Genomic DNA, 13,931 nt, shown 5'->3' on the forward strand with positions numbered 1-13,931 from the left:
CGGTTTGACCGTTACCTAGCGATCGGTGTCCTAACTTGAACCTATTAACCGCCCTTTTGACTAAACGATCATTACTACTAAATTCAGTATCTCATCTTTCTATGTTTTTCAGAAAAACAAACGCTGGTGGATTTAATAGAGCAGTTCTACGTCTTACTGTTGCGTTAATGTGCTTGTGATCGTATTTGACGATTCCTTTCTCTCCACCTTTGTTAATTGTCTGTCCATATTAACGCCTTAATAAGCAGCTATTTTGTTCAATACCTTTTTCTGGTTAACAACGTTTGCCGTGTTCTCGTAACTTAACTCGCGAATGTAGCGATGTACCATTTCCATTGATGTCCAATCACCAAGCTGCATTAGTTCAGCTTCACTCAGTTTGTTGATATAACCATCTTGACAGCCCCCGACGCGCCCTGAGTGTCCCGTCCATCTTTTAGGATTAGGCGATGCGAACTCAATGCCTTGAGACGCCGCAAAATCAAATAGCTTCCCTAAGCAACGGTCTATAGTTTGGCCACTCATAGGCGTTTTGGACGCTATCATTTTTCCGTTTCGTGTCACCCGCGAGAAGATCATATCATCCTGTTTTAGCTTTCCTTCTATTTCAGTCAGGTAAAGGCGCATTACTTTTGCAAATGTACCCACCATCACTTTCGCTTTCACATTTGTACTGGTCTTTGAATACGTACGATGAATGATGACCATCTCAGAGTTCACCACTTCAACATCTTGCAATCGTATTCTTCCCAGCTCTGATTCACGTAGCATCGTGGTGTAGGCAGCGCACGCCAAAGTGAAGTCTCTCATGTTGATGAAATTTGTACCGTCCAAGCACTCCATAATGGCCATCAAATCTGCGGCACGCATACCGAACGCTTGTCTTTGTCGGTAACTTGCACCTGATACTTCTGCGCGATCCCTTTTTAGACTTTTGATGAAAGCAACTACCTGTTTTGCTTTGAAAGGGTTTGGTACTCCCAGATAATCCAAGATGTAGGTCATCTGTGCTTTGTATTGTCGAATAGTCTCTACTGATTTGCCATTCGCATACCACTCATGCTCAAGCCAGTGATACGCACATGTTAACGTTGCTGGAAACGCATACACGTTCTCTGACTCACAATAGTTATTCCATGTTCTCAGTACTGAGGCAAGCATGTAAACCGACGTTGATGCTAGTCCACCTCGATTCAGTTCAAAGTTCTTAAAACCTTGTACGTATTTAGCTGATAGAGGATCGTCGGGGTCAATGGCATTGGATAAATCTGGAAGCGCCACATTCATCCGACTAAGGTTGTTCTTTTGGTCTTGATACTTCGACTGCACAACATCAGAACTAATTGCAAGCTGACTTGTTCGTTTCGCTGGTAGTTGGCTCTTCATGAATAATTACCCTGCTAGACCAAAAGATTTTAAATGTTACGTCATCACGTTTACAGCAATGCACAAGCATTCCCGTTACTGTATTAGTATACAGTAACCACGTTAGATTATGTCAAGAACGTATTATAATCTGCATTATAGATTGTCTCTGACATTTGATCTTAGTTTAGTACAAAATGATCCAATAAAAGCATGTTGGCCAATGTTGAATAGCCATCGGTTGGTTAGTTAAGGGTAGGGCGGTGCAATCGAAATGCGTCTTTCTTTATGTTTGTGTTGATGTTATGTATAATCACAAAGCAACAATATTTATCTGTTATGATGTGTATTTAAATTTATTTCACATCATATTGAGTATGGCGATAGGTTATTAAGTTGCGTGTCTGAATGCTGGTATATTTATTAACTATGGAATCTTATATGATGAAAAAATCACTGACTTCTTTAATGACGTTAGCACTTATTTCTGCAACATCTTGCTACGCCAATTCAAATTCAGCAGCCGTAGCTGGTGGAACTCACGGTGACGATCAAGTTGAACAAATAGGTAAAGCTCTTGCAGCAGCGGCTCAAGCCAAGCGTGACCCTGAGAGCCTAATTCCAAATAAAGTCCACGTATCATTCAATCATGGCAATAACCCTCCAATTTCCACTGACCTTTTTTTGTCAATTGATGGTGCGAACTTCATCGCTTTAAAGACAACACCGTATGTAACAGCCTATGATCGGGTAACAGGCGCTAAAACTGTTGAAAACATTGAGTCTGGTTTAACGTTCTCTATTTCACCTATCTACAACCAAAATAAATCTGATTTTTCTTATAACGTCACGTACAAATACAAAGCCACGCCGTCTGTAAAGAACTTTGATGTAGATGGGGTAGCTGTTAGCACCATTGAGGGTCAAGCTATTGTGGGTAGCGATATGTCGCTGAAACTAGTGAAAGATGTTGAACAGTGCAGTGCTTCTTCTACACCTGTGGACACGTCATTCTGCGTCAAGGCTTACTAGCCCAATTCACAATCCCATGCTTTCACTCACTAGGTATGGGATTTTTACTTTAATGCCAATTAACAATTAGGTGTACTACCGTGAAATTACTACCAAACCTTGTCCTAAAAACCGTTGTTGCTGGTGGTGTGCTTACACTCGCTGCTTGCTCATCAACACCCAAGCACATTACTGTCGATGAAAGTCTTTTTATGCTGAAAAATGCACTCGTAAGTATGCAAGTTGATAAGGATTTTGAACTGGATGATGCGGGTTCTGCGTATATTAGTCGCTACTCGGTTAGAGCGATAGTGAACGACAAGCCAGAAGATTCGTTTAGCATGACTTCTCTTAACACAGCTTCATTCTCTTACGGAAAGATTGTTTCACAAGTAGATTTCGATATTGCACCCGATACCCCGCTAACACTCAATTTCTACATCAACGAAAAGCGTGAAGGCTGCTTTCAGTATGTGAAGGATGTGAGTGAGTACGCTTCGAAAGACGATGTGTTTTCTACCAATATCGATGTCAGTGTAGGGACGTATTGTGACCGCGACCTTTCTAAAGTTGTTGGTTTGAGAGTGTTAGAAAGAGCAGGGTACAACTATCAACAGATAGTTTATTAGCCCCCACTTCGTTCGCATAACAAGGAGCGCTTCTAGTGATTAACTTCGTATGGGTATGCCTCGCATTTTTGGCGGCTATGGTTCTTGGCTATGCACGTTACATTGAAAAGCGCCCAAAATTTAGGTTCATGTTTGTATCAATTGGGTTGGTCCTTGGTGCAATGGCAACAACAGTCTATTTTTTTGCAACGTGAACATATAGCTAGCATTGGAGTAATGTTATGAATGGGTACGACCTAATTACCGCTGAAAGACAAAGACAAATTGAGATAGAGAATTGGTCACATACTCATGATGACCAGCAAGGCGTGAGTACACTAGAGCGAGCGGCGTTTTGTTATCGAGATGCGCATGACGTTACACCGTTGCCTGACAGCTGGCCTTGGTCTGCCGAATGGTGGAAACCCAAAGATCGTCAACGTAACCTTGAACGAGCAGGAGCACTGTATCTGGCCGCCGCTGAGGCCGCGGATAGAGCAGGGCAAAGTACCGACAAGCAAAGATTGTTAGGCTATGTTGAAGCGTGTGCTCTTATGCTCAACAGTCTTCTAGACGCCACAAACAACAAGGTCTTGGGGAGTTAATACGATGCTTCATTTAGCCAATTGGGTTAAGTACTTATGCAAAAACTCGTTTCGTAAATATGATTATTTGATTGAAAATATATATTTAGCTTCTGTTAAAAGGAATCCACATAATTTTTCAAAAGGTATTGTGCTTCCAGATGCTAGAGGTGACTTACGTTAAACAGAACTTACTTAATTAGAAGGATATTTTCATGTCTAAACCTGTGGGAATTCAAACTACTACCGAAACCGATCTGAGGGAGTTTGCTAACTATGTTTTTCGCGCTGACCCTGATACGGTGGTACTTATGGTGCCTGATGAGCTGAAAGAAATTGCGGTTGCTATGTACAGGGGCAATCACTGCATTTTCGTCAGTGATGTACAACACGCACCAGAGGGTACGGTCTGGTTTGTATCTAAGCCGAAAATTACATTTGCTGAATTGCTAGAAATCGAAATTAGCGAAAATCATGGTGTTGTATCGGGTTCAGTAGATGCGATTGACCTTGATGGAATAATAAAGCACAACTCCGAACTCTATGATCATATGGCAACGCTAAATGAGGTTCAGATTGCAACGCAGATTGAGAACCAAATAGGTCGTCTGTTTGCATGGTGGCGTTCTGGTGTCATTACTGACTCGCAACATAATGAAATGCTGAAGGAAGTTAGAACCAAGGCAATTCAGATCGCTAAATCTTTGGCGTGAGTAAAAATGGTCAATAGATGAAGTCTGTTTTAATTTTTGATGAATTCGAATAACGCAAAGTCCCAAATCCATTCTAGTTAGTAGAGCTTGTAACATTTTACCGTTACGCAAATGCAATTGGTCACTGTAATAGTGACCAATATTTCGGTGGTAGATAGAATATGACAAGAAATATCAAACCATTATTTAAAAGGTTGGTCGGAATGGTTCTTAAATATCCGAATAAAGCTACCGTAATAATTACAGTTATTACGGTTACAGGGTAACATATTTTAGGTTATCAATATTATCGAATGTACTATTTAAATATATTTTTAGTCTTTTAAATAACGCCTAACCACTCTCATCCAATGCCGTTTCCAAAATTGCATCCTTTAAGCTTGCAGACGCAATTCGGAATTCTACTCGTGAACTTTGGTAAATCGCTAATGATTGCATATTTGCATGGCCACTGTCTTTCATCACATCTTTAGGTTCTCTACCACTGTCTAAGTCGATTGTGATACCACTATGGCGAAGAGCGTGGCTTGAAAATGTTCTGATTTCATCGGCTTCATCGATGTAGCCGTCTTCCATTAGTGCCAGCGCCGTGAGTTCGAAAGCTTCTTTAACTAACTCTCCAATTTGGTCAGCACCTAAGTTAGCATCGATAATGCCAGCTTCTCGGCCATGTGATGCCGCTTGTATTCGGGTAAACAAAGGCGTGGTTTCAGTTCTGCTTGGATAGTCGCTAAGACCTAAAACCCGTCGATACCGTATCAACGCAGAAATCAATCTATTAGAACAAGTTACAGTCCTACCCTTGCCTCTCTTACTTTTAGCGATCTTAAAACCAAACTTCACCGAATTATCGTCCGTTCTGATTCGATGAAAGTCTGACATCTTCGGGCTTCTTGTATTGGTGGCCGCAATTTCGCTGCGCCTTGGGTACGCCAGTATCATAAAGTGAATTAGAAATCTGGTGCGTTCGAAATACAGTTTGTTATCACTGGTTTCAGTGGCTCGATTAACTGTTTTGAGCAAGTAAGAGATTTGTGTGCGACTCAGTGCCTTTTCTACTTCGTGATCGACAGGAACCACGTTGTCCATGTTGTTGATGTTCATTCGCCTAAGTGCAACAGCAGCTGGATTCCTATCGCAATAACCCTCATCACTAAGATATATATAGAAACTACTTAAGTTTGAGAGCTGAGCCTTTACAGTATTTTCTTTTCGTTGGTACTGGCCGTTAGTGACTGTTCGGAATGGTCGCCATTTGTCATTAATAAAAAGCTCGCTATTCTCATAGAGGAACTGCGGGTAAGTCCCTCTAGCAATAAGTTCTGGTGGTGGTGTGTTGCCGAATTCTACGAACTTTACTAAGTCGTGACGAGTCACATCCATAACGTCCTTTTTTAAGATGCGCCAGATAAAGTTCAGAAAGACGGTCAGATCACCGCGATAAGCAGAAAAATTGTTCTTATGGTGTCGCGACTCTGCCAAGAAATCATATGCATGTTCGTACGTTTCAATGACTGTCGGTATGGCAATGCTGTGCAAAGTGTCACGCACTTCGGCGCATGGGGTGCTGCAATGTTCCGTCGGGGGAAAGAATGGTGTGAAATACACTTGCATGTTTGTGCACCGTTTTATTTTGTGTCTATAAAAAAGTTCGCAATTATGCGAACCTTTTTAGTACAAATCCATTTCTAGGAATTTTATGTCATGGTAGGGTTATCGACATTCGTACTGAGTGTAACTGTACCTTGCGCCACCACTCTCACTATCTTGGCTAAAAGTTCTATGAGCTTTCTGTCCGACGACGCAACTACCCTTTGGTGGTTCATTAACTTGAACCCCGTAGTCCGTGCCGTAGCGGTTGAGCCCTATTTGCACCCAAGAACCCATCTTGTTATTAGCAGCGCTAGAGGCTACCGAACTGACCTTGGTATCAGTGTATGACCGAATGATTTGACATAGACTTGCGTATGTTGCACTGGTAGCACAGTTTACTCCAACAGCACTATTTAGGTCACTTCCGCCCGAATTTGGCGAAGATGTTACTGAGCCGCCACCGTTACGCATACCCTCACTATCATCGTGATTAGTCATAACTGGTGGTGTATAGACCGAGGTATAGATTTCATCGTAACTCTTAAGGTCATTGGTTGTGATGGATGTTGCTTTCTTCTCTATTTCTAAACCCAATTTATCATAGGTTTGGTCAAGTCCACCTAAAGTCACGGCTTGAGCTGTCACACTAATACCTAGACCCAAAGTAAAGTATGCTATTTTAGCTACGCTTGCACTGCGTGACATGTGAAACATGGTTTAATTCTCCAATAGTGTATTGAATTTATGAACTACTACGACAGTAAATATACATCATATTATTATGATTAACATTGACTTTATTGTAAAAGTTTTCATATTTTAGTTGTAGTCATACTTCAAATGCAACGAAAAGCCATCCTAATAATAGGATGGCCTAGTCAGTTGCATTAAAATTAAATATTGCAAGAACGCTATTTGATTTCACTCATAATCAGCTCAATGAACGTTTTCTTGGTATTCCAAGTGGATTTGTCATGACCAAAAGCTTCCAGAGCAGGGATATAACGTGCTCTATTGTTATAGATGTACGCAGAGATTGTTTCCACCGCTCGAACTTCGAGGAACTGCTCAAGAGTGAACTTATCGTCTACGGTTTCTGTCGTGTTGGTGTAGTGAATGGTCCTATGACCTTGCTTATCTCTTTCGAGATCTACCCTATCAATATTGGCGCAGATATTAGTTACTAATGTCGTTGAGCCCTGTATATCTTTTAGCACGTAGTCTTTAAGTGCGTTTCTATCCCTGTCGCACACCCATTCAGTACTATCCAAGTGAAAATCCAGTTTGAGCTTGTTGTGCAACTGCCCCCACTTTTTTTGAAAAACTTCAAGAGCCAGAGATGCCAAGTAATCGGAATCTAGCGATTCGCGTACTGCGTTATTTCTTCCGCGTGTTTCCTTTTGAGTATCAATGCGCACCTTTTCTCTAGTGCGTTTCTTCGGCTCAGTAGATTTCTGTTGTGACGAAGGCAATACGGCAAACTCGGGTTTAACCGTATCACACCACTCAAACCACTTAGCGACATGTGGTCTTCCTACCAATGGCTTGTTTTTACGAGATAGAGGTGACGTATTGATAAACGTGTCAAACTGCTGAAAACCGTAGCGCTGTTCGACATCGATAGTGTCTCTTTTCATTACAGTTTTAGTGTCAGTAACAGGGTCAATCAGCGTCCATTGGCATTCACTATTTAGTACTTCTAACGTCACATCGTCAAAAAGTGCAAATATCTCATGGATATCTTTCTTGTTTGTACTCAGAACATTGCAAATGTATACGTCATCAGCATCGCCAAACGTTAGCGCGTCGAATGGTGCAACCCCACCCTTTTTGAAAAACTGAGGGAACGCATTATTGGCTGTAATATTGGCCGCACAGAAATAGGTCCATTGCTCGTCGGTTTTGCTCTTGATGCGATAGTACGGCGTGGAAATGCGAACGTTACCTTTACTGGTAATCAAGTTTCCCCAAGGCTTACTCAAAGAGATGAGCAGACATTTCCCGTCAACCTCTACTAGCGACTTTCTAGGGCTTAATGTAAAAGCCGCGATTTGTTCTTGCGTTAATTCATTTTTGGCCACTATGTCAAACTGAAACTCGTGCTCTATCATCGTATCGATGAGCCAATTCAGGTAGTTAATGCTGTTCTTGTTGAAACGAATCTCTTTGTATTTGTCGTAGTTGGCGTGCGTAATCATCTCTGCTTGTGACAGATTGTGTAAAGTAGCCACTCCAATACCAAACACTGCATTAATGGCGTGCTGAGTCAGACCATTCGATAAGATTTTCGGATTGTAGTAAGTAATTTTGGATATCAGCTCTTGGTATTCTTGGTAATAGTAGTCTTGCTTTCTATCAGAGATGCTCACCCAATTCCCTGCGGATGGGTCAATACGCCATACCTGTAGGTCAGATTTGCTCTTAGTTCCAAGAAAGCGTTTTACTTCATTCAATGACTTTTGAGCATTTAGCAAAGCTTCTACTGCCGTATATTTGTTCTCAGTAAACAACACACCTTTGTTATTCTCGGTTACATGGTCACATTTATCTGTGACCATGTATAGGTAATCAACTGAGTTACGCTTAGCGTCCTTTTCAGGACTAAACTTTAATATCTGCATTCATCGACCTAATGATATAAATTATTCTGAAATTTCGTTGTCATTGCTGCTGGTTAGTTGGTCTACATCATCTAGAATGGTTTCATCGACCTTTAGGGTCATTCCCTTGGCTCTCATAACTGAGTAGATGTATGTTGCCGAATAGTCGCTAAGGCTATTAAATCCTAAGCTATCCAAACCAATCGCAATGTTGATTCGCATCAGCGTGTCGTTGTACAAAAACGAATTTTTCAATGTTTGGGCTCGTACGTATACACCAGTGGCCAAAGTCGTTTCATCACGAGTCCACGTCATGGCCTGAGTTAAACGATATGGAGCAAAGACCGCTAATCCGCACCCAGTAGCCAGCGCTTTAAATACATTCGCGTAGTTGCCATCTTCGTGGTTATGTTCATACGCCCTAACGATTGTCACTGCTTTGACAAGGGCATATAGAACAAGAAACACGCTTGCAATCCAAGTTACAGTTTGCCAACGGCTCATGTCAGAAAACCATTTACCCACGCTTAACCAAACCAAATCGGCGTGTAGTTTTTGAAGGTCAGTAACTGCCCAACCTAGAATATGATGCAACTCAATCCCAGCTGCCATAAAGTAAAGAAGCGGAGCCGCGACAATGGCAATTCGCAGTGCCTTTTTCGTTGTTGTCGTACTCATGATCGCCTCCTTACTGGCGGTTTTTCAGAAAAACGTTACGCAAATAATGCCATAAGCGCTGCTTTTTTGTTTTCCATCATATCGTTATTGAGCGGTGTAGCAACGCTGTGCTTCTTCAAATAGAGATTTCTGAGTGTATCACAGCGTGAGATATCAAGCGTCTTAATCGCACGGGTTAAGGCGACATATAGCAGGTTTACTTCCTGTAAACGTTCGTTATTTTTACTCTTACAAAAAATAGAATCAAAGTCATCAGCTAGTACCACATGATCGTGTTCTATACCTTTACAGGCATGAGCGGTAGTAAAGACTTTACCCGCATTGTCGATGGTGTGGTGTTGTGATTGTTCAAGTACTGTTTTCATCAGCTTGAACCCATAGGACTGAATTGCTCTATATAGGTTCTTCAAACTGCCACCCTGCGTGTTTACATAGTCAATGAACTCATTCCAACTATCAAAAGCCGAGAAGGTACCATGCATAACACGTTGTCCGTTGAATAAGCGCTCTGCATCGTTTAGCAGCATCAGTTGCTCTTTGGTTCCCTTTAACACTAAACACTTTTGTCCCTGCGAGTAATAGTCCATGACACTGGCCATAAGAGATGTATTGGTACGAAAGATATGCAGCTCTTGCTCGTGCTTAACATGACTTAGGTTGTCGCTGTAAATGACACTGCTTTTATTTGCATTGCCTTTGAACTCAGGGTTTTCATTGTAGTACTGCTCAATCAAATCGTTAGATAGTTCGGCAATCTCTTGGCCATAGCGATAGCACGTTGTTAGCCTTGCTGTTTTATGACCAGCACTGATTAGCGTTTGCATGACATTGATGGCACCGCGCCATTCGTAGATGGACTGAAATTTGTCGCCCACAGAGATTTTCTTTGCTTTCACATAGTCAAAAAACTGCTTTACCACAGGAGCACTGTCTTGAGCTTCATCAAGTACCAATACATCCAGATTGAGAGCCAATTGACCAGTAACTACCTTCAGAACAAATTCCTTCAGATATACATCATGCATCACTGGTAATGTCGAATGTCGGTCCGTCATTTCATCCCAAAGCAGCTTAGTATAGTGGACAAGCTGCAAGGTAATGGCGTCAGTGTGTCCTAGTTGTTCCACGTATGTCTCGATGCAGTTCTCATCAGAGATAGCGTAATCACTTAACGTTTGAAGGAGCATTGAGGCAAATTGGTTCGCACTCAGCCCAATAATACTCATAGGCAATTTCAGGACGCTAATAACAGCCTTTTTTGTTAATGGTCGCTCAAGGCGTGTCGATGAGTATGCAGGTAGCATAGAGCGAGCATACGCATGGCTGGTGGACACTAGCACGTTGCTAGGAAACTCATCGGCCATTTTTTTTGCAATAATGTTGTTGTACACAAGAACAAGCACGTTCTCATTCTTTGTGCAAAGACTGACAATCGCATTACTCGTAAACGTCTTTGCAGCCCCTGCCCCAGCATCAATGACCAGTGTCTCTTGCGGTCCCATGTCACGAAACAGACCTACAGTGGCTTTTTGTTCATTGCTTAGAATGCGTCCATTAAACAACATATCTCTATCCCCTACCTGCTACCACTTAACCTGAAAAAACTTCTGGATCTACGTTTGACACGACACTGTTGATGGTGTTGTAAATGTGCTGAACTTGACCAACTTGCGCTTTATTCAGATTCAAACTGCCCAGTGATTTTACTATGCTAATAATTTCCTGTTTTAGCTCTTCGATGCGATCTTTCCTGCCTAAAGATTGCGCTTCTATCATTTGGTCTTGGATGGACAAACACTTATCTATCACCTGCTTCCCTGTCATCTTTACCGCAGGCTCTATCAACGGTACGTCCAACTCCAAACCTTTTGTCGTCTCAACAGTGCTACTGAGCGGCTGTGTTTCTGATTTGTCGCTCTTAGAAACGGTGTTATTAGTCGTCGTTATTACACTGTGGGTCACGACACTTTTCTCGGCGAAAAGGTCTTCGTTATCCTGCATGTCCATACCATTGATGTAATGAAACAATTCGCCATAACACAAATCACGCAATGCGAGGTATTCCACTCGTTTGCTGGGCATTGTCACCCATGTAAAGTTCATGCGCTGCGTGTAGTCAATGTCAGAGAGCATGATTCGCTTTTCTAGTGGTGACTTTTCATTGTTAATGAAACTGACCGTAACTTTAATTCCTAAACCATCTTCTTGCTCTTTGGTCCACTTCGGCACGTACCATTTTGCACCATCGGATTGAGCGCGAGCATCACCGACGGGTGCCGTAGGTCCTGCGGCAATGGTGTATTGCCCATCAACCAATGACCAATCACCAATCTGCTTAATGGATAGTGAACGAATCTCATTGTGATTTTGCAAAATCAATTTGTAGAGTTTGCCAGTGTGAGCAAGCCCCCCAAACTGGTCTTTGAATGTGCTACCTAACACAGTGTCAGGGTGCACGCCCCACGCATCAGACTTCACGATAAGAGCTGTGATGGTAGCCTTATCACTGCGGATGTCTTCACTGACCAATTGGGAGTTATAAAACAGATTCGCTAAACGCTCCACATGGTCCATATACTCTTTATCGAACCACTTACTGCGATTTGCTGCATTCATTCTTGCGTCTCCTCAAGTAAAGATTCAAATGAAGGTAGCATCGATGCTTTGTCTTCAGATTGACTCTCAATAGCCGCTTGATTCATCTCTGCTTGAGCCTCTTGTACGCTGTATTTCGCATTTAAATTTGCTAGCAGCTGCAATTCGCTGGTGGCTTGGAAATACGCCAACCCTACCTCTTCCATGTCATCATCATCTTTGAAGATGCCTGTCTCTTCCCAGTGTTCGATATTGAGTAGCGCTGCATCCATAAGATCGCTGCCGCGGTCAATGTCATTTTCTCTAAGAGGGAAACATTTCACCTTAATTGGGCGTACTTCATCTTCACCCAACTTAGACGCGTTTTTTACTACAAAAATTAGGTAGAATTTAAGTAGCTCCTGAGCACCGCCTTCAGCGTTGGCCATGACCTTATTAAAACCGCGCTTTTGCATAGCGTTCTTAATGTGCAGTTTCTTGCGAGCTAATACGCTCGGCAATGAATCTAGTGTGTTTACAAAATGCACGCTCGTAATGATGTTTAGACTTAAGTTAACAATGTCCAATCGCTCTTTACATAAGATTTGATGTGAGCCATCACCTAACGATGGATGTTCTACCGTCTCATTCCAGTACATGTTTGCAAGGTAAATATTGCCCTGCGCAGTCAATAGTTTGCCAGCTTTTTCATGCTGCATTACGTGGTCAACAATTTGTTGAGCATGGTTATATTTTTTCTGCGAAACCATCTCTTTGCGATCTAAAAGCGCAGAGGCTTTCTCTTCTTCAATCAGAGCCGATTTTAGAATTGCAGACCCTTCATAAACGCTTTCTACCATTCTTAGTACATCAATGACGCTGTACGTGTCATCAGCACCTTTTTTATTGCCAACATTGCTGATTTTATTGAAGAAGCGTTCTGGTTTGACCGCAATTGCATCACTAAGCTGAGGTACGCGATGGTTTGCCTTTAACTCTTTATAGAGCTCTTCTGTTGATAGCTTAAGATCATAGGTGTAATGCTGGTTGTTGTCCTTCACGCTGTTCTTGTATTCTGTGATACAGCGGTTTTGCTCTGCTTTAGTCACGAACTCAATGATACGAGACGGACAGGTTTGTTTGATTGTGGCCAGACGCATATCGTCAGATAGCCCAAGAAACCCTACACGTAAAACGTCCATCACCGTATTCAAATGCTGAGCTTTTTTTGCGCTGTCTAACTTATAGAACGCATTCTTTTGTTTTTCGCCCTCAAAAAGTTTGTGCAATAAAGGACTAACCACATCCAGAATCTTGACGACTGTTTCCTTCAGAGTGGACGCTGGTAGCGCAGTATCTATCGGTTGAAAGTACGTGCTCATGAATTCTTCAACGAGCTTTTTCATGTTGCGGTCACTAATCTTCGCTGTTTGAAAATCACGAGGCAGGGTGCTGTAGGTGACATCCCCTGCGTCTTTGACTTCTGTTTTGGCTTCCGCATTTGCTTTTGTTGCCGCGTCTTTGAGTAGCTGCGCTAACAGCGTAACGTTCTTATTGTGCTCCACCACAAAGTCTTTTAACTGTGTAACGTCTTGGAAGTACAAAGGGTTCGCGTGGTGCAATGCATCAAAATCAGTTTCGACAACATATCGCTTATTATCCTGACCTTGCTCTAGCAGTAGATGGCGCAGCAACTTGTTGTCTTCTTTTTCCGTTGTAGGAGCGCTTTGACCTTTACCATTAACAGCGTAAAACTCAAAATCTTCGCCACCAGATAGAGCGGTGGTTACTTGGAAAAGATCTACCCCTTGAACTCGGTAATATTCACCATGCGATTGGCTGATTGCACCATGTGCATTGGCAACAATTGGGGTTGCCTGTAGTTCAAGTGCTGACACGGTTTGTCGATTGATGATAGTCATAACGATATCCTTGAATTTAATTAACTGACATAATCATAATAATTATATAATGAGATTTTGACAAGTAATTTGTTTTATTCTTGGTCGTTAACGATGTCGATGGTGTAGTAAACCTCTTGCCTGCATGGTTTTATGGGGGGATTTTTGTTGAATTATGGTGTTCGATTGATTAGATTGTAATATGCAGTAACCTGTTGTTTTATAATAATTATATTCCGGCGGGAAAGTAGATATTAATTAATAACATTCTTTGATTGTTTTATATTGTCAGAAGAATCGTTTT

At 41.9% G+C, this 13,931-nt stretch carries 12 protein-coding genes; 4 read left to right on the top strand and 8 right to left on the bottom strand.

Annotation, left to right across the window (positions count from 1 at the left end; genetic code table 11):
• Window positions 1-237: 237 nt before the first annotated feature.
• Entirely contained in the window at window positions 238-1,386 is a 1,149-nt protein-coding gene (locus P4S58_RS22605) for a tyrosine-type recombinase/integrase (protein WP_337165948.1), read from the bottom strand.
• A 420-nt stretch (window positions 1,387-1,806) separates the two neighbouring features.
• Here P4S58_RS22605 and P4S58_RS22610 point away from each other — a divergent pair, with 420 nt between their 5' ends.
• The 4 genes from P4S58_RS22610 to P4S58_RS22625 all read left to right on the top strand — a co-directional run bounded on the left by P4S58_RS22610 (window position 1,807) and on the right by P4S58_RS22625 (window position 4,281).
• Complete coding sequence (locus P4S58_RS22610) at window positions 1,807-2,397, top strand: hypothetical protein (RefSeq protein WP_337165949.1); 591 nt, start codon at window positions 1,807-1,809, stop codon at window positions 2,395-2,397.
• 80 nt (window positions 2,398-2,477) lie between these two features.
• Window positions 2,478-3,005 (top strand): hypothetical protein, encoded by a 528-nt coding sequence (locus tag P4S58_RS22615; RefSeq protein ID WP_337165950.1) that lies wholly within the window; start codon window positions 2,478-2,480, stop codon window positions 3,003-3,005.
• 221 nt (window positions 3,006-3,226) lie between these two features.
• Entirely contained in the window at window positions 3,227-3,589 is a 363-nt protein-coding gene (locus P4S58_RS22620) for a hypothetical protein (RefSeq protein ID WP_337165951.1), read from the top strand.
• 194 nt (window positions 3,590-3,783) lie between these two features.
• Window positions 3,784-4,281 (top strand): hypothetical protein, encoded by a 498-nt coding sequence (locus P4S58_RS22625; RefSeq protein ID WP_337165953.1) that lies wholly within the window; start codon window positions 3,784-3,786, stop codon window positions 4,279-4,281.
• 333 nt (window positions 4,282-4,614) lie between these two features.
• On the opposite strand, the gene P4S58_RS22630 is transcribed toward P4S58_RS22625, so the two are convergent.
• The 7 genes from P4S58_RS22630 to P4S58_RS22660 form a co-directional block, all read right to left on the bottom strand.
• On the bottom strand, window positions 4,615-5,895 hold the full coding sequence (locus P4S58_RS22630) for a tyrosine-type recombinase/integrase (RefSeq protein WP_337165954.1): 1,281 nt from the start codon (window positions 5,893-5,895) through the stop codon (window positions 4,615-4,617).
• Window positions 5,896-5,994: 99 nt separating this feature from the next.
• Window positions 5,995-6,588: a hypothetical protein gene (locus P4S58_RS22635; RefSeq protein ID WP_337165956.1), complete on the bottom strand. Its 594-nt coding sequence runs from the start codon at window positions 6,586-6,588 to the stop codon at window positions 5,995-5,997.
• A gap of 197 nt (window positions 6,589-6,785) precedes the next feature.
• Window positions 6,786-8,495 carry a hypothetical protein gene (locus P4S58_RS22640; protein ID WP_337165958.1) on the bottom strand — a complete coding sequence of 570 codons (1,710 nt, stop codon included), beginning with the start codon at window positions 8,493-8,495 and terminating at the stop codon, window positions 6,786-6,788.
• 21 nt (window positions 8,496-8,516) lie between these two features.
• Window positions 8,517-9,152 carry a hypothetical protein gene (locus tag P4S58_RS22645; protein ID WP_337165959.1) on the bottom strand — a complete coding sequence of 212 codons (636 nt, stop codon included), beginning with the start codon at window positions 9,150-9,152 and terminating at the stop codon, window positions 8,517-8,519.
• A 35-nt stretch (window positions 9,153-9,187) separates the two neighbouring features.
• The gene (locus P4S58_RS22650; protein ID WP_337165960.1) at window positions 9,188-10,717 is read right to left on the bottom strand and encodes a 3'-5' exonuclease; all 1,530 of its coding nucleotides are present in this window, start codon (window positions 10,715-10,717) and stop codon (window positions 9,188-9,190) included.
• 25 nt (window positions 10,718-10,742) lie between these two features.
• The gene (locus P4S58_RS22655) at window positions 10,743-11,768 is read right to left on the bottom strand and encodes a hypothetical protein (protein ID WP_337165961.1); all 1,026 of its coding nucleotides are present in this window, start codon (window positions 11,766-11,768) and stop codon (window positions 10,743-10,745) included.
• Window positions 11,765-13,648: a hypothetical protein gene (locus tag P4S58_RS22660; protein WP_337165962.1), complete on the bottom strand. Its 1,884-nt coding sequence runs from the start codon at window positions 13,646-13,648 to the stop codon at window positions 11,765-11,767. The genes P4S58_RS22655 and P4S58_RS22660 overlap by 4 nt, the downstream gene beginning before the upstream one ends.
• Window positions 13,649-13,931 lie beyond the last annotated feature (283 nt).

The sequence above is a fragment of the Vibrio sp. Hal054 genome (assembly GCF_037162405.1).
Taxonomy (GTDB): Bacteria; Pseudomonadota; Gammaproteobacteria; order Enterobacterales; family Vibrionaceae; genus Vibrio; species Vibrio diazotrophicus.

Bases quoted from the DNA above. Each gene is read 5' to 3' on its own strand.
- P4S58_RS22605 (WP_337165948.1), bottom strand. From the start codon at position 1,386: ATGAAGAGCCAACTACCAGCGAAACGAACAAGTCAGCTTGCAATTAGT.
- P4S58_RS22610 (WP_337165949.1), top strand. From the start codon at position 1,807: ATGATGAAAAAATCACTGACTTCTTTAATGACGTTAGCACTTATTTCT.
- P4S58_RS22620 (WP_337165951.1), top strand. From the start codon at position 3,227: ATGAATGGGTACGACCTAATTACCGCTGAAAGACAAAGACAAATTGAG.
- P4S58_RS22625 (WP_337165953.1), top strand. From the start codon at position 3,784: ATGTCTAAACCTGTGGGAATTCAAACTACTACCGAAACCGATCTGAGG.
- P4S58_RS22630 (WP_337165954.1), bottom strand. From the start codon at position 5,895: ATGCAAGTGTATTTCACACCATTCTTTCCCCCGACGGAACATTGCAGC.
- P4S58_RS22635 (WP_337165956.1), bottom strand. From the start codon at position 6,588: ATGTTTCACATGTCACGCAGTGCAAGCGTAGCTAAAATAGCATACTTT.
- P4S58_RS22640 (WP_337165958.1), bottom strand. From the start codon at position 8,495: ATGCAGATATTAAAGTTTAGTCCTGAAAAGGACGCTAAGCGTAACTCA.
- P4S58_RS22645 (WP_337165959.1), bottom strand. From the start codon at position 9,152: ATGAGTACGACAACAACGAAAAAGGCACTGCGAATTGCCATTGTCGCG.
- P4S58_RS22650 (WP_337165960.1), bottom strand. From the start codon at position 10,717: ATGTTGTTTAATGGACGCATTCTAAGCAATGAACAAAAAGCCACTGTA.
- P4S58_RS22655 (WP_337165961.1), bottom strand. From the start codon at position 11,768: ATGAATGCAGCAAATCGCAGTAAGTGGTTCGATAAAGAGTATATGGAC.
- P4S58_RS22660 (WP_337165962.1), bottom strand. From the start codon at position 13,648: ATGACTATCATCAATCGACAAACCGTGTCAGCACTTGAACTACAGGCA.